Source organism: Bacillus sp. FSL R5-0439, from assembly GCF_038008805.1.
Lineage (GTDB): Bacteria > Bacillota > Bacilli > Bacillales > Bacillaceae > Bacillus > Bacillus safensis.
Genome location: NZ_JBBOZW010000001.1, coordinates 82478 through 98010 on the forward strand (window position 1 = coordinate 82478; position 15533 = coordinate 98010).

The 15533-nt window shown below is 45.4% G+C and carries 12 protein-coding genes and 3 rRNA genes; all 15 read left to right on the forward strand.

What is annotated here, in order from left to right:
• Window positions 1–8 precede the first annotated feature (8 nt).
• Entirely contained in the window at window positions 9–884 is an 876-nt protein-coding gene (hslO, locus tag NST59_RS00435) for an Hsp33 family molecular chaperone HslO (RefSeq protein WP_059376325.1), read from the forward strand.
• Window positions 885–930: 46 nt separating this feature from the next.
• Window positions 931–1839, forward strand: coding sequence for a peptidyl-prolyl cis-trans isomerase (locus NST59_RS00440; protein WP_039175942.1), 909 nt, complete (start codon window positions 931–933; stop codon window positions 1837–1839).
• Between the two features lie 77 nt (window positions 1840–1916).
• On the forward strand, window positions 1917–2840 hold the full coding sequence (cysK, locus tag NST59_RS00445) for a cysteine synthase A (protein ID WP_024425655.1): 924 nt from the start codon (window positions 1917–1919) through the stop codon (window positions 2838–2840).
• A 124-nt stretch (window positions 2841–2964) separates the two neighbouring features.
• Window positions 2965–4383, forward strand: a complete 1419-nt coding sequence (locus NST59_RS00450; protein ID WP_126681979.1) for an anthranilate synthase component I family protein — start codon at window positions 2965–2967, stop codon at window positions 4381–4383.
• A gap of 13 nt (window positions 4384–4396) precedes the next feature.
• A complete protein-coding gene (pabA, locus tag NST59_RS00455) occupies window positions 4397–4990 on the forward strand; it encodes an aminodeoxychorismate/anthranilate synthase component II (RefSeq protein ID WP_024425656.1) in 594 nt (197 codons plus the stop codon).
• Window positions 4987–5835: an aminodeoxychorismate lyase gene (gene pabC / locus NST59_RS00460; RefSeq protein ID WP_126681978.1), complete on the forward strand. Its 849-nt coding sequence runs from the start codon at window positions 4987–4989 to the stop codon at window positions 5833–5835. Before pabA ends, pabC begins: the two co-directional genes overlap by 4 nt.
• A gap of 9 nt (window positions 5836–5844) precedes the next feature.
• On the forward strand, window positions 5845–6702 hold the full coding sequence (folP, locus tag NST59_RS00465) for a dihydropteroate synthase (RefSeq protein WP_058838231.1): 858 nt from the start codon (window positions 5845–5847) through the stop codon (window positions 6700–6702).
• Window positions 6695–7057 (forward strand): dihydroneopterin aldolase, encoded by a 363-nt coding sequence (gene folB, locus NST59_RS00470; protein WP_024425659.1) that lies wholly within the window; start codon window positions 6695–6697, stop codon window positions 7055–7057. Before folP ends, folB begins: the two co-directional genes overlap by 8 nt.
• Window positions 7054–7557 carry a 2-amino-4-hydroxy-6-hydroxymethyldihydropteridine diphosphokinase gene (folK, locus tag NST59_RS00475; RefSeq protein WP_039175953.1) on the forward strand — a complete coding sequence of 168 codons (504 nt, stop codon included), beginning with the start codon at window positions 7054–7056 and terminating at the stop codon, window positions 7555–7557. The genes folB and folK overlap by 4 nt, the downstream gene beginning before the upstream one ends.
• Window positions 7509–7742 carry a helix-turn-helix domain-containing protein gene (locus NST59_RS00480; protein WP_024425661.1) on the forward strand — a complete coding sequence of 78 codons (234 nt, stop codon included), beginning with the start codon at window positions 7509–7511 and terminating at the stop codon, window positions 7740–7742. The genes folK and NST59_RS00480 overlap by 49 nt, the downstream gene beginning before the upstream one ends.
• On the forward strand, window positions 7735–8736 hold the full coding sequence (gene dusB, locus NST59_RS00485) for a tRNA dihydrouridine synthase DusB (RefSeq protein WP_039175955.1): 1002 nt from the start codon (window positions 7735–7737) through the stop codon (window positions 8734–8736). The genes NST59_RS00480 and dusB overlap by 8 nt, the downstream gene beginning before the upstream one ends.
• Before the next feature lie 90 nt (window positions 8737–8826).
• Window positions 8827–10326, forward strand: a complete 1500-nt coding sequence (gene lysS / locus NST59_RS00490) for a lysine--tRNA ligase (RefSeq protein ID WP_034284259.1) — start codon at window positions 8827–8829, stop codon at window positions 10324–10326.
• Between the two features lie 343 nt (window positions 10327–10669).
• Window positions 10670–12218, forward strand: a 16S ribosomal RNA gene (locus tag NST59_RS00495).
• Between the two features lie 182 nt (window positions 12219–12400).
• A 23S ribosomal RNA gene (locus tag NST59_RS00500) occupies window positions 12401–15331 on the forward strand.
• A 61-nt stretch (window positions 15332–15392) separates the two neighbouring features.
• A 5S ribosomal RNA gene (gene rrf / locus NST59_RS00505) occupies window positions 15393–15508 on the forward strand.
• Together the 16S, 23S and 5S rRNA genes form the textbook arrangement of a ribosomal RNA operon.
• Window positions 15509–15533 lie beyond the last annotated feature (25 nt).

Consider the following 15533-nt stretch of genomic DNA (forward strand, 5'->3'; position numbering starts at 1 on the left):
TAAATCAAATGGATTACTTAGTTAAAGCATTAGCATATGACGGAAAAGTCCGCGCATATGCTGCAAACACAACAGATACAATCAACGAAGCACAAAGAAGACATCATACGTGGCCGACTGCATCAGCTGCCATCGGCAGAACGATGACAGCAACCGTCATGATGGGTGCTATGCTGAAAGGTGAGAATAAGCTAACTGTCAAAATAGAAGGCGGTGGACCAATCGGCGCCATTATTGCTGATGGAAATGCAAAAGGTCAGGTGCGAGGATATGTCTCAAACCCACAAGTTCACTTTGATTTAAATGAACATGGCAAGCTGGATGTTAGACGTGCAGTCGGAACATCTGGAACCTTAAGTGTTGTCAAAGATATCGGGCTGAAGGACCACTTTACAGGACAAACGGAAATTGTTTCAGGTGAAATTGGAGATGACTTCACATATTATCTTGTTTCTTCTGAGCAAGTGCCTTCCTCTGTAGGCGTAGGCGTCCTTGTCAATCCAGATAATTCGATCCTCGCAGCAGGCGGTTTCATCATTCAATTGCTGCCTGGTACAGAAGATGCTGTTATTGAAAGACTAGAAAAGCGCCTGTCAATGATTGAACCAATCTCTAAACTCATTGAAAAAGGGATGACACCAGAAGAAATATTAGAAGAAGTACTCGGTGAAAAACCTCAAATTTTAGAAACTGTACCTGTCGAATTTTCTTGTAACTGCTCAAAAGAACGGTTTGCAAATGGCATTATCAGCCTAGGGAAAGCCGAAATTGATGATATGATTGAACAAGACGGACAAGCAGAAGCTCAATGCCATTTTTGTAACGAAACGTATGTATTTACAAAAGAAGAGCTAGAAGAGCTACGTGAAGAATTAACCCGCTAAGCTCTAAGCAGCGGGTTTTCTTTTTAGAATGGAAAGGAGACGAAAGATGAGATTAAAAGCAAGAGTGGTATGGACATTTATCCTCGTGTTGCTCATGATTAATGCCGTTGTCATTGCATATGTATTAACAAAGTCACAAATGTCACAGGCTTCTTCTAATGGGAAGAGCGGTGAAGAAATTGCATCGATTGGAAAAGAGAAGGTAACGCGTCAAGAATGGTTAAAGAAGATGGAAGACCGCTACGGAAAGGCAACACTTGAACAAATGATCAATCTGAAGGTGGTCAATCAGCTTGCCAAGCAAAACAAGCTGGACGTGTCTTCGAAAGAGATCAATCGTGAATTGCTTATGCTCAAAGCAGTATCTAATAATTTCTACGAAGATGGACATACAAGTGAGAAGGAATGGAAAGAACAGATTCGTTATCAAATTTTATTAGAGCAGCTTTTAACAAGAGATGCCGTCGTTTCTGAAAAAGAAGCGAAATCGTTTTATGAAAAAAACAAGGACTTATATCAATATGATGATTCATACCGCATTCGCCATATTGTCGTGAAGACAAAGGACGAGGCTGAAAATGTATTGAAAGATTTAAAAGGTGGATCCAGCTTTGAAGCCGTAGCAGCTGAACGTTCAATCGACCGTTACACCTCACCATACGGCGGAGATCTTGGATTTGTGACAGAAGAGCAGGAAAGCATCCCAGCCCTATACATACAAGAAGCTCAAAAGCTTCAGCCAGATGAATGGACGAAAGAGCCAATTCAGACCAAAAACGGGTATGCCATTATTCAGTTAAAAGAAAAATTAAATGGCCGCTCTTTCTCCTATGACGAAGTCAAAGATCAGATTAAAAGGCAGATCGCGATGGAAGATCTAGGTGAAAAGGCGAATGTCAAAACCCTGTGGAAGGAAGCAAAAGTCACATGGTTTTACGATGGCGAGCAGGACTAAAAGCATTGACAAAATTTTTTGAAATTGATAATTTAATATTAATACAATAAAATTACTCGGAGATAGAGGTGTTAGTGATGGCTCGTATTGCAAATTCAGTTTTTGAACTAATAGGAAATACACCAGTCGTTAAATTAAACCGTTTAGTAGATGAAGACAGTGCGGATGTCTACTTGAAACTTGAATATATGAACCCAGGCAGCAGTGTCAAAGATCGTATTGCTTTAGCGATGATCGAAGATGCTGAAGCGAAAGGTACACTAAAAGCCGGCGATACCCTTATTGAACCAACAAGTGGAAACACAGGAATCGGCCTTGCGATGGTAGCGGCTGCTAAAGGAATCAACGCGATTTTGGTTATGCCAGACACAATGAGTCAGGAGCGCCGCAACCTTTTACGCGCTTATGGTGCGGAGCTTGTCTTAACACCAGGTGCAGAAGGAATGAAAGGTGCCATCAAAAAAGCAGAAGAATTGGCAGAGGAGCATGGTTACTTCATGCCTCAGCAATTTAGCAACGAAGCCAATGCGGAGATTCACCGTCGTACAACTGGGAAAGAAATTCTTGAACAGTTTGACGGCGAGCTTGATGCATTTATTGCAGGTGTTGGTACGGGCGGTACGATTACAGGTGCTGGTGAAGTCCTAAAAGAAGCCATCCCATCCATCCAGCTTTATGCGGTAGAACCGACAGATTCCCCTGTATTGTCAGGCGGAAAGCCGGGTCCGCATAAAATTCAAGGAATTGGAGCAGGTTTTGTTCCTTCAATCCTGAACACAGAAATATATGACGGCATCATCCAAGTGAAAAACGAAGATGCATTTGAGCTTGCAAGAAAAGCAGCGAAAGAAGAAGGAATCCTTGGTGGTATTTCTTCCGGAGCAGCTATTTACGCAGCACTTCAAACAGCGAAGAAGCTTGGTAAAGGGAAAAAGGTTCTCGCAATCATCCCAAGTAACGGTGAGCGTTACCTCAGTACACCTCTTTATCAATTCGATTAAACCAATCACCCCAGCGTTTGCTGGGGTTTTTTCATGAATTCTGAAGATGGAAAGCAAATACTATTTTCTAAATAAATTGGATTGCATTACAATAAGATTAATGAAAATAAAAAAGGATGATAACATGACACAACGCAGGCCGATGGGCATCAAAATTCCTTTTACGAAAGATGCATTCTTGAAAAGATACGAACAATTAACTGCTCGTGAAACACATCATGTGCTTCTAGAAAGTGCACGCGGCGGTTCATATAGCATTGCTGGTATTCACCCGATCGCTAAAGCGAAGGGGAAAGATGGGATGACGACCATCCATTATCAAGGTGAGGTATTGTTCAAAGAAGGTGATCCATTCAGAGCGTTTACGGATTGGTTTCAAACCCTTCAAACCGAAACAAACGACGAATACCCCGACTTCCAAGGTGGAGCGATTGGGTTTTTAAGCTACGATTATGCTAGATACATCGAGCATTTTAAGATGCTGGCAATTGATGATCTTAAAACACCAGACCTTTATTTCCTCGTGTTTAACGATGTTGCAGTTTTTGATCATGAAGAGAACGCACTGTGGCTGATTACTCACACAGAGGAAGCAGAACCAATGAGTGAAGCGAATCAAAGGCTGGAAGAATGGAAGCGAAAGTGGACAAGCTCTTTTGAAGAATCAGCACAATCACCTGTCAATGAATCTTCCACAGAATTTGTACCAGCAGCACCTTTTACTGAAGAAACCTTTGGAGAAGCAGTAGAGAAAATTAAGCAATATATCGCAAACGGTGACGTGTTCCAAGTGAACTTATCTATCAGACAAGATGAACAGCTTCACACTCATCCGTATGATTTATACAAAACGTTACGTCAAGTGAATCCATCTCCTTATATGTCTTACCTGCATACGCCTGACTTCCAGATTGTTTGTGGTTCTCCAGAGCTGCTTATTAAGAAAAAAGGAACTCAGCTAGAAACAAGACCAATTGCCGGAACAAGATCACGAGGCAAAGACGACGCTGAGGATCAAGCACTGGCAAAAGAACTCATTGAAAATGAAAAAGAACGCGCAGAGCATGTCATGCTCGTTGATCTTGAGCGGAATGACCTTGGACGAGTATCTACTTATGGATCCGTAAAAGTGAACGAATTTATGGCAATTGAGAAATATTCACACGTGATGCACATTGTATCTAATGTACAAGGCGAGCTGCGTGATGAATGTGATGCAGTAGATGTGATGAGAGCTGTATTCCCAGGAGGAACGATTACAGGTGCACCAAAAGTGAGAACAATGGAAATCATAGAAGAACTTGAGCCAACAAGACGTGGGCTTTATACTGGATCTATAGGCTGGTTTGGATTCAATCAAGATATGCACTTTAATATCGTTATTCGGACTGCGTATTGTACAGAAGGAAAAGCCTTTATGCAGTCAGGTGCGGGGATCGTCATAGATTCTGTCGCAAAACACGAATACAAAGAATCCATTAAAAAAGCCTATGCAGTGAAAAAAGCAATACAGTTGAGCAAAGAAGAGACTATTTTGAGTTAGAGGTGAGCAGAGTATGATTTTAATGATTGATAATTATGATTCATTTACGTACAACCTGGTCCAGTATTTAGGGGAGCTTGGAGAAGAATTGATCGTGAAACGGAATGATCAAGTGACCATTCAAGAAATTGAAGAGCTCAAGCCGGATTTTCTCATGATTTCTCCAGGTCCATGCAGTCCTGATGAAGCGGGAATTAGTATGGAGGCGATCAAGCACTTTGCAGGAAGTATTCCGATCTTCGGTGTGTGTTTAGGCCACCAATCCATCGCACAAGTCTTTGGCGGGGATGTTGTTCGAGCAGAGCGCTTAATGCACGGTAAAACGTCAGAGATTAAACATGACGGAAAAGGTGTCTTCACAGGACTTCAAAATCCGCTCGTTGCAACGAGATACCATTCATTAATTGTCAAAAACGAGACGCTGCCAGAGTGCTTTGACGCAACAGCCAGCACAAAGGAAGGCGAGCTCATGGCGATTCGCCATAAAGAATTGCCGATTGAAAGTGTGCAATTCCATCCTGAATCAATTATGACGTCCTTCGGAAAAGAAATGCTGAAAAATTTCATTGAAACCTATCGTAAAAAGGGGCATGAAGTAAACGCATGATCATTTATCTGAACGGTCAGTATATAGAGGAGAAAGACGCGACTCTTTCTCCTTTTGATCATGGTTTTCTATATGGCATCGGTGTATTCGAAACATTTACCAGCCTGGCAGGACAAGTCTTCCTGTTGGATTGGCATCTTGAAAGGCTCAATCAATCATTACGTGACCTTTGCATCGAATCCACAATAGAGAAACCATTTGTACTCGACATCATTCATACCTTACTGAATAAAAACCAAATAGCCGGCGGCCATGCGAGAATTCGCTTGAATGTTTCTGCGGGCAGAGGAAACGGATTCTCTGCAGATCCTTATGAAGAGCCTGTCGTTTTTGTCATGATCTCTCCTTTCCGTCCAGAATCTATTTTGGATGAGAAAAAGGGAGTCATTCTTCAAACGAGAAGAAATACACCGGAAGGCCCAAGACGCCTCAAGTCTCATCATTATATGAACAACTTGCTCGCTAAAAGGGAAGTGGGGAATGACCCGTCGTTAGAAGGCATCTTTTTAACAAAAGAAGATGATGTGGCAGAAGGCATTACCTCGAATATCTTTTGGCGAAAAGATGATGTGATCTATACACCGTCACTTGATACAGGCATTTTAAATGGGGTCACTCGTCGATACTGTATGGAAACGCTCCGCGCTATGGAGGCTTCGCTAAAGGAAGGGCGATACCCAGTCTCACATTTGCTTTCTGCTGATGAGGCATGGATGACCAATTCTGTTCAGGGAGTTGTACCGTTCAGAGGAATAGGAGAAATCCACTTTCCCAAAAACAGCCGGACAATTTCAACAAAGTTAAGAATGCAATACACTAAAGAACGTCAAGACCATAAAGAGTAGGTGGACACAATGACACAACAATTGATAAAACAGCCTAAAATCATACAGGCCAAGCACCATACCCTTAGTTATGAAGAAAAGACATTAGTCATGGGCATTTTAAATGTCACACCTGACTCTTTTTCAGATGGAGGAAAGTTTAATCAAGTAGATAAAGCGCTGGCTCATGCAGCGCAGCTGATAGAAGACGGGGCACATATTATCGATATTGGCGGAGAATCGACTCGTCCGGGAGCGGCACTTGTCTCGGAAGAAGAGGAGCTTTCAAGAGTCATTCCGGTCATTGAGAAGATTACAAAAGAATTAGATGTACCTATCTCTATTGATACGTATAAAGCCCGTGTTGCAGATGAAGCGGTGAAAGCTGGAGCCTCCATTATTAATGATGTATGGGGAGCAAAGGCAGATCCCCAAATGGCACATGTGGCAGCGAAGCACAATGTTCCAATCATTTTAATGCACAATCGGCCAGAACGAAACTACACACATCTGATTTCAGATATGATCGCCGATTTGAAAGAAAGTGTCCAAATTGCCCAGCAAGCGGGTGTCAGCGATGACATGATCATATTAGATCCTGGTGTAGGATTTGCGAAAAATAAAGAGGACAACCTGAAGGTCATGAATGAACTTGAACATTTTTGTCACCTTGGGTATCCACTGCTGCTGGCTACATCTCGAAAACGATTCATTGGTGCTGTCTTAGACCTGCCGCCTGAAGAACGTACTGAAGGAACAGGTGCGACGGTCTGTCTTGGGATTCAAAAGGGCAGTGCGATGGTCCGTGTACATGATGTAAAAGAAATTGCAAGAATGGCAAAAATGATGGATGCCATGCTGAATAAGGGAGGCGCTTATCATCGATAAAGTATATGTAAACGGAATGGAATTTTACGGGTACCACGGCGTATTTGCAGAAGAAAACAAACTAGGGCAGCGATTCCGCGTGGACTTAACAGCTTCACTTGATTTAAGTAAAGCCGGACAAACTGATGACCTCAATGAGACGATCAACTATGCAGAGCTCTACCAAATCTGCAAAAGCATCGTAGAAGGTGAGCCGGTCAATCTCGTTGAAACACTGACAGAAAGAATTGCAAACCAAGTGTTAAAGGACTTTCCGACAGTCCAGGAATGTACAGTGAAGGTGATCAAGCCAGATCCGCCAATTCCAGGTCACTATCAGTCCGTTGCAATTGAAATGACGAGATCACGCACATGAATAACACGGCATACATCGCATTAGGCTCAAACATAGGTAAAAAAGAAACCTATTTAAAAGAAGCCGTTAAAAAACTGCATGAACATCCAGAGGTACAAGTGGAATTAATCTCATCAATATATGAAACAACACCTGTAGGCTATGAAAACCAAGATGACTTTTTAAATATGGCCGTGAAAATTACCACTTCACTTCGTCCAGAGGAACTACTGTCTCTTACTCAGACAATCGAGCAAGAGTTAGGCAGAACAAGAGAAGTGAGGTGGGGGCCGCGAACGGCTGACCTTGACATTTTACTTTATAATCGTGAAAATATTGAAACAGAACAACTTGTAGTGCCGCATCCTAGAATGTACGAACGTTTATTCGTCCTTGTTCCGATGAGTGAGATTTGCCCAGAAATCGGCGAAGTACAAATAAATGCCGTAACAGACCAAGAAGGTGTAAGCATATGGAAAAAGACATGTGGGGTAGAAGAATTCGTGCATACCGAAAGCTAAAAGGGTATACTCAGGAAGGGTTCGCGAAAAGACTGGGCATCTCTGTCTCTGTCTTAGGAGAAATTGAGCGAGGCAATCGATTACCAACAAACCAATTGGTTGGTCAAATAGCAGATGCTTTAAATATAACGGTGGAAGAACTTTCGCCAATCCTTGAAGAAGAAAGGAGGGGGAAAAATGTTTAAAATCGGAGATATCGAGATTAAAAACAAAGTAGTGCTCGCGCCGATGGCTGGTGTGTGCAACTCTGCCTTCAGACTGACGGTGAAAGAGTTTGGAGCGGGCTTAGTCTGCGCTGAAATGGTCAGTGACAAAGCGATCCTGATCAACAATGCAAGAACAATGGGTATGCTATACATTGATGAACGGGAAAAGCCTTTGAGCCTTCAGATATTTGGAGGGGAAAAAGACACACTCGTCGAAGCGGCAAAGTTTGTAGACAAGAATACCACAGCGGATATTATTGATATCAACATGGGCTGTCCTGTGCCGAAGATTACGAAATGTGATGCAGGAGCGAAATGGCTGCTTGATCCAAACAAAATTTATGAAATGGTCTCTGCTGTTGTAGATGCTGTAGACAAACCAGTTACAGTGAAAATGAGAATGGGCTGGGACGAAGACCATATCTTTGCTATTGATAATGCCCGTGCTGTTGAACGAGCAGGTGGACAAGCGGTTGCGCTTCACGGACGGACACGCGTGCAAATGTACGAAGGAACAGCGAATTGGGATATCATGAAAGAGGTTAAACAATCTGTATCCATTCCTGTCATCGGCAATGGCGATGTCAAAACCCCTCAAGATGCAAAACGTATGCTTGATGAAACGGGTGTGGACGCTGTCATGATCGGAAGAGCCGCACTAGGAAACCCGTGGATGATCTATCGAACGGTTCATTATTTAGAAACGGGTGAACTGAAAGAAGAGCCAAACGTGCGTGAGAAAATGTCAGTGTGCAAACTTCACTTAGACAGACTCATTGACCTGAAAGGCGAGCATGTGGCTGTCAGAGAAATGAGAAAGCACGCAGCATGGTACTTAAAAGGTGTCCGAGGCAATGCGGACGTAAGAAATCAAATCAATCAAAGTGAAACGAGAGCGGAGCTTGTACAAGTTCTTGATGACTTTACGATCGAAGCCGAGGCAAAAGAGCTTCAAAGTATAAAAGTAGGATAAGACTATCTTTCTTTTTGTAGCTCACTGCTAGTGCATGTACTGGCAGTTTTTCTGCTTTTCTCTGCAAAATACATTATTGGAGTGATATAAATGAGTAATGAAGGGCTTAATAACGAAGAATTAAATGACCAATTTCAGGTCAGACGTGACAAAATGAATAAAATGAGAGAAGAGGGTATCGATCCATTCGGTGAACGATATGACCGTTCTCATCAATCTGCGCAAATTATCGCTGAATATGACGAGTTTTCTAAAGAAGACTTAGAAGGAAAAGCGGCTCAAGTAACAATCGCTGGACGTATGATGACAAAGCGCGGAAAAGGAAAAGCTGGCTTTGCACATATTCAAGACCTAGAAGGACAAATTCAAATCTATGTTCGTAAAGATAGTGTAGGGGAAGAAGCTTACGAATTATTCAAAAGCTCAGACTTAGGCGATATCATCGGTGTAACAGGGACTGTTTTTAAAACAAATGTAGGAGAACTTTCTATTAAAGCGACCAGCTTTGAGGTTCTTACGAAAGCACTTCGCCCGCTTCCTGATAAATATCATGGATTAAAAGATGTTGAACAACGCTATCGTCAGCGCTACCTTGACCTCATTGTAAATCCAGAAAGTAAGCAGACGTTCATTATGCGAAGCAAAATCATTCAATCCATGAGAAGATACTTAGATTCTAAAGGATACTTAGAAGTTGAAACACCAACAATGCACAGCATCCCTGGTGGTGCATCAGCGCGTCCTTTCATTACTCATCACAATGCACTTGATATGCCGCTTTATATGCGTATTGCGATCGAGCTGCACTTAAAACGCCTAATTGTCGGTGGTCTAGAGAAAGTATACGAGATTGGTCGCGTATTCCGTAATGAAGGTGTATCAACTCGTCACAACCCAGAATTCACTATGATCGAGCTGTATGAAGCATACGCAGACTACAAAGACATCATGAATCTGACTGAAAACCTGATTGCTCATATTGCCCAAGAGGTGTTAGGAACAACAACCATTCAATATGGAGAAGATGAAATTGATCTCAAACCTGAATGGAAGAGACTTCATATGGTTGAAGCGGTCAAAGAAGCAACAGGTGTAGACTTCTGGCAGGAGATGTCTGTAGAAGAAGCAAAACAGCATGCTGCTGATCATGGTGTTGAAATCACGAAAAATATGACAGTAGGTCATATTATCAATGAGTTCTTCGAGCAAAAAGTAGAAGAAACATTGGTTCAGCCTACATTCATTTACGGACATCCAGTGGAGATTTCTCCATTAGCTAAGAAAAATCCTGAAGACCCTCGCTTTACTGATCGCTTTGAGCTGTTTATCGTACGCCGCGAGCATGCAAATGCATTCACAGAGCTAAACGATCCAATCGATCAAAGAGAACGCTTTGAAGCTCAATTAAAAGAACGTGAAGAAGGAAACGACGAAGCACATCTAATGGATGACGATTTTGTTGAAGCATTAGAATACGGTATGCCTCCAACAGGTGGTCTAGGAATCGGAATCGACCGATTAATCATGCTTTTAACAAATTCTCCATCAATCAGAGATGTACTGCTTTTCCCACAAATGAGAAACCGCTAATACATCAACCAAAGCGCCATTTTATCTATGGCGCTTTTTATTTTTCATAAAATGAAACTTTTTTTAAAAAAACTATTGCAAGGAAAGAATCCAGATGGTATATTATTATTCGTTGCCGCAAAACAGCAACGAGGTTAAAAAAAGAAATTGAAAAAAGTTCTTGACTTTAACTGATGCAAAATGGTAAGATATTAAAGTCGCTTACGAGCGATAACGAAAATGATCTTTGAAAACTAAACAAGACAAAACGTACCTGTTAATTCGAGTTTTTATAAAAAATCCTATGATACTTCATAGGTAGTCAGTCAAACGCTGACGAAAAACAAAACTTCGGTTTTGTACTTTTTCGGAGAGTTTGATCCTGGCTCAGGACGAACGCTGGCGGCGTGCCTAATACATGCAAGTCGAGCGGACAGAAGGGAGCTTGCTCCCGGATGTTAGCGGCGGACGGGTGAGTAACACGTGGGTAACCTGCCTGTAAGACTGGGATAACTCCGGGAAACCGGAGCTAATACCGGATAGTTCCTTGAACCGCATGGTTCAAGGATGAAAGACGGTTTCGGCTGTCACTTACAGATGGACCCGCGGCGCATTAGCTAGTTGGTGGGGTAATGGCTCACCAAGGCGACGATGCGTAGCCGACCTGAGAGGGTGATCGGCCACACTGGGACTGAGACACGGCCCAGACTCCTACGGGAGGCAGCAGTAGGGAATCTTCCGCAATGGACGAAAGTCTGACGGAGCAACGCCGCGTGAGTGATGAAGGTTTTCGGATCGTAAAGCTCTGTTGTTAGGGAAGAACAAGTGCGAGAGTAACTGCTCGCACCTTGACGGTACCTAACCAGAAAGCCACGGCTAACTACGTGCCAGCAGCCGCGGTAATACGTAGGTGGCAAGCGTTGTCCGGAATTATTGGGCGTAAAGGGCTCGCAGGCGGTTTCTTAAGTCTGATGTGAAAGCCCCCGGCTCAACCGGGGAGGGTCATTGGAAACTGGGAAACTTGAGTGCAGAAGAGGAGAGTGGAATTCCACGTGTAGCGGTGAAATGCGTAGAGATGTGGAGGAACACCAGTGGCGAAGGCGACTCTCTGGTCTGTAACTGACGCTGAGGAGCGAAAGCGTGGGGAGCGAACAGGATTAGATACCCTGGTAGTCCACGCCGTAAACGATGAGTGCTAAGTGTTAGGGGGTTTCCGCCCCTTAGTGCTGCAGCTAACGCATTAAGCACTCCGCCTGGGGAGTACGGTCGCAAGACTGAAACTCAAAGGAATTGACGGGGGCCCGCACAAGCGGTGGAGCATGTGGTTTAATTCGAAGCAACGCGAAGAACCTTACCAGGTCTTGACATCCTCTGACAACCCTAGAGATAGGGCTTTCCCTTCGGGGACAGAGTGACAGGTGGTGCATGGTTGTCGTCAGCTCGTGTCGTGAGATGTTGGGTTAAGTCCCGCAACGAGCGCAACCCTTGATCTTAGTTGCCAGCATTCAGTTGGGCACTCTAAGGTGACTGCCGGTGACAAACCGGAGGAAGGTGGGGATGACGTCAAATCATCATGCCCCTTATGACCTGGGCTACACACGTGCTACAATGGACAGAACAAAGGGCTGCAAGACCGCAAGGTTTAGCCAATCCCATAAATCTGTTCTCAGTTCGGATCGCAGTCTGCAACTCGACTGCGTGAAGCTGGAATCGCTAGTAATCGCGGATCAGCATGCCGCGGTGAATACGTTCCCGGGCCTTGTACACACCGCCCGTCACACCACGAGAGTTTGCAACACCCGAAGTCGGTGAGGTAACCTTTATGGAGCCAGCCGCCGAAGGTGGGGCAGATGATTGGGGTGAAGTCGTAACAAGGTAGCCGTATCGGAAGGTGCGGCTGGATCACCTCCTTTCTAAGGATATATGGAGCAGCGTATGTTTTCGTCTTGTTTAGTTTTGAAGGATCATTCCTTCAAAACATGTCTCTAGCGAGACAGGATTGTTCTTTGAAAACTAGATAACAATAAGTAATACATTCACATTGAATGCAATGCAAAGTTCATCACACATAGTGATTCTTTCTAAAGTAAGAAATGGTTAAGTTAGAAAGGGCGCACGGTGGATGCCTTGGCACTAGGAGCCGATGAAGGACGGGACGAACACCGATATGCTTCGGGGAGCTGTAAGCAAGCTTTGATCCGGAGATTTCCGAATGGGGAAACCCACTGCTCGTAATGGAGTAGTATCCATACTTGAATACATAGAGTATGAGAAGGCATACCCGGGGAACTGAAACATCTAAGTACCCGGAGGAAGAGAAAGCAAATGCGATTCCCTGAGTAGCGGCGAGCGAAACGGGAACAGCCCAAACCAAGAGGCTTGCCTCTTGGGGTTGTAGGACACTCTATACGGAGTTACAAAGGAACGATATAAGCGAAGAGGTCTGGAAAGGCCCGCCAAAGAAGGTAACAGCCCTGTAACTGAAATGTTGTTCTCTCCAGAGTGGATCCTGAGTACGGCGGAACACGTGAAATTCCGTCGGAATCCGGGAGGACCATCTCCCAAGGCTAAATACTCCCTAGTGACCGATAGTGAACCAGTACCGTGAGGGAAAGGTGAAAAGCACCCCGGAAGGGGAGTGAAATAGATCCTGAAACCGTGTGCCTACAAGTAGTCAGAGCCCGTTAACGGGTGATGGCGTGCCTTTTGTAGAATGAACCGGCGAGTTACGATCCCGTGCAAGGTTAAGCAGAAGATGCGGAGCCGCAGCGAAAGCGAGTCTGAATAGGGCGCATGAGTACGTGGTCGTAGACCCGAAACCAGGTGATCTACCCATGTCCAGGGTGAAGTTCAGGTAACACTGAATGGAGGCCCGAACCCACGCACGTTGAAAAGTGCGGGGATGAGGTGTGGGTAGGGGTGAAATGCCAATCGAACCTGGAGATAGCTGGTTCTCTCCGAAATAGCTTTAGGGCTAGCCTCAAGGTAAGAGTCTCGGAGGTAGAGCACTGATTGGACTAGGGGCCCCTACCGGGTTACCGAATTCAGTCAAACTCCGAATGCCGATGACTTATCCTTGGGAGTCAGACTGCGAGTGATAAGATCCGTAGTCGAAAGGGAAACAGCCCAGACCGCCAGCTAAGGTCCCAAAGTATACGTTAAGTGGAAAAGGATGTGGAGTTGCTTAGACAACCAGGATGTTGGCTTAGAAGCAGCCACCATTTAAAGAGTGCGTAATAGCTCACTGGTCGAGTGACTCTGCGCCGAAAATGTACCGGGGCTAAACGTATCACCGAAGCTGCGGACTGTTCTTACGAACAGTGGTAGGAGAGCGTTCTAAGGGCTGTGAAGCCAGACCGGAAGGACTGGTGGAGCGCTTAGAAGTGAGAATGCCGGTATGAGTAGCGAAAGACGGGTGAGAATCCCGTCCACCGAATGCCTAAGGTTTCCTGAGGAAGGCTCGTCCGCTCAGGGTTAGTCGGGACCTAAGCCGAGGCCGAAAGGCGTAGGCGATGGACAACAGGTTGATATTCCTGTACCACCTCCTCACCATTTGAGCAATGGGGGGACGCAGGAGGATAGGGTAAGCGCGGTATTGGATATCCGCGTCCAAGCAGTTAGGCTGGGAAATAGGCAAATCCGTTTCCCGTAAAGGCTGAGCTGTGATGGCGAGCGAAATTTAGTAGCGAAGTTCCTGATTCCACACTGCCAAGAAAAGCCTCTAGCGAGGTGAGAGGTGCCCGTACCGCAAACCGACACAGGTAGGCGAGGAGAGAATCCTAAGGTGATCGAGAGAACTCTCGTTAAGGAACTCGGCAAAATGACCCCGTAACTTCGGGAGAAGGGGTGCTTCTTAGGGTGTTAAAGCCCCGAGAAGCCGCAGTGAATAGGCCCAGGCGACTGTTTAGCAAAAACACAGGTCTCTGCGAAGCCGTAAGGCGAAGTATAGGGGCTGACGCCTGCCCGGTGCTGGAAGGTTAAGAGGAGCGCTTAGCGTAAGCGAAGGTGCGAATTGAAGCCCCAGTAAACGGCGGCCGTAACTATAACGGTCCTAAGGTAGCGAAATTCCTTGTCGGGTAAGTTCCGACCCGCACGAAAGGCGCAACGATCTGGGCACTGTCTCAACGAGAGACTCGGTGAAATTATAGTACCTGTGAAGATGCAGGTTACCCGCGACAGGACGGAAAGACCCCGTGGAGCTTTACTGCAGCCTGATATTGAATGTTGGTACAGCTTGTACAGGATAGGTAGGAGCCTTGGAAACCGGAGCGCTAGCTTCGGTGGAGGCATCGGTGGGATACTACCCTGGCTGTATTGACCTTCTAACCCGCTGCCCTTATCGGGCAGGGAGACAGTGTCAGGTGGGCAGTTTGACTGGGGCGGTCGCCTCCTAAAATGTAACGGAGGCGCCCAAAGGTTCCCTCAGAATGGTTGGAAATCATTCGCAGAGTGTAAAGGCACAAGGGAGCTTGACTGCGAGACCTACAAGTCGAGCAGGGACGAAAGTCGGGCTTAGTGATCCGGTGGTTCCGCATGGAAGGGCCATCGCTCAACGGATAAAAGCTACCCCGGGGATAACAGGCTTATCTCCCCCAAGAGTCCACATCGACGGGGAGGTTTGGCACCTCGATGTCGGCTCATCGCATCCTGGGGCTGTAGTCGGTCCCAAGGGTTGGGCTGTTCGCCCATTAAAGCGGTACGCGAGCTGGGTTCAGAACGTCGTGAGACAGTTCGGTCCCTATCCGTCGCGGGCGCAGGAAATTTGAGAGGAGCTGTCCTTAGTACGAGAGGACCGGGATGGACGCACCGCTGGTGTACCAGTTGTTCTGCCAAGGGCATCGCTGGGTAGCTATGTGCGGACGGGATAAGTGCTGAAAGCATCTAAGCATGAAGCCCCCCTCAAGATGAGATTTCCCATTCCGCAAGGAAGTAAGATCCCTGAAAGATGATCAGGTTGATAGGTCTGAGGTGGAAGCGTGGTGACACGTGGAGCTGACAGATACTAATAGATCGAGGACTTAACCTATATTCTAATGTGAAACATGAACATTGTTATCTAGTTTTGAGAGAACATTCTCTCCATCAGGTTTGGTGGCGATAGCGAAGAGGTCACACCCGTTCCCATACCGAACACGGAAGTTAAGCTCTTCAGCGCCGATGGTAGTTGGGGGTTTCCCCCTGTGAGAGTAGGACGCCGCCAAGCTTCTATCAGGATCAGTTCCATTTGG

Excerpts from the sequence above, each read along its gene's own strand:
- hslO (WP_059376325.1), top strand. The coding sequence starts at position 9 with ATGGATTACTTAGTTAAAGCATTAGCATATGACGGAAAAGTCCGCGCA.
- NST59_RS00440 (WP_039175942.1), top strand. The coding sequence starts at position 931 with ATGAGATTAAAAGCAAGAGTGGTATGGACATTTATCCTCGTGTTGCTC.
- cysK (WP_024425655.1), top strand. The coding sequence starts at position 1,917 with ATGGCTCGTATTGCAAATTCAGTTTTTGAACTAATAGGAAATACACCA.
- NST59_RS00450 (WP_126681979.1), top strand. The coding sequence starts at position 2,965 with ATGACACAACGCAGGCCGATGGGCATCAAAATTCCTTTTACGAAAGAT.
- pabA (WP_024425656.1), top strand. The coding sequence starts at position 4,397 with ATGATTTTAATGATTGATAATTATGATTCATTTACGTACAACCTGGTC.
- pabC (WP_126681978.1), top strand. The coding sequence starts at position 4,987 with ATGATCATTTATCTGAACGGTCAGTATATAGAGGAGAAAGACGCGACT.
- folP (WP_058838231.1), top strand. The coding sequence starts at position 5,845 with ATGACACAACAATTGATAAAACAGCCTAAAATCATACAGGCCAAGCAC.
- folK (WP_039175953.1), top strand. The coding sequence starts at position 7,054 with ATGAATAACACGGCATACATCGCATTAGGCTCAAACATAGGTAAAAAA.
- NST59_RS00480 (WP_024425661.1), top strand. The coding sequence starts at position 7,509 with ATGGAAAAAGACATGTGGGGTAGAAGAATTCGTGCATACCGAAAGCTA.
- dusB (WP_039175955.1), top strand. The coding sequence starts at position 7,735 with ATGTTTAAAATCGGAGATATCGAGATTAAAAACAAAGTAGTGCTCGCG.
- lysS (WP_034284259.1), top strand. The coding sequence starts at position 8,827 with ATGAGTAATGAAGGGCTTAATAACGAAGAATTAAATGACCAATTTCAG.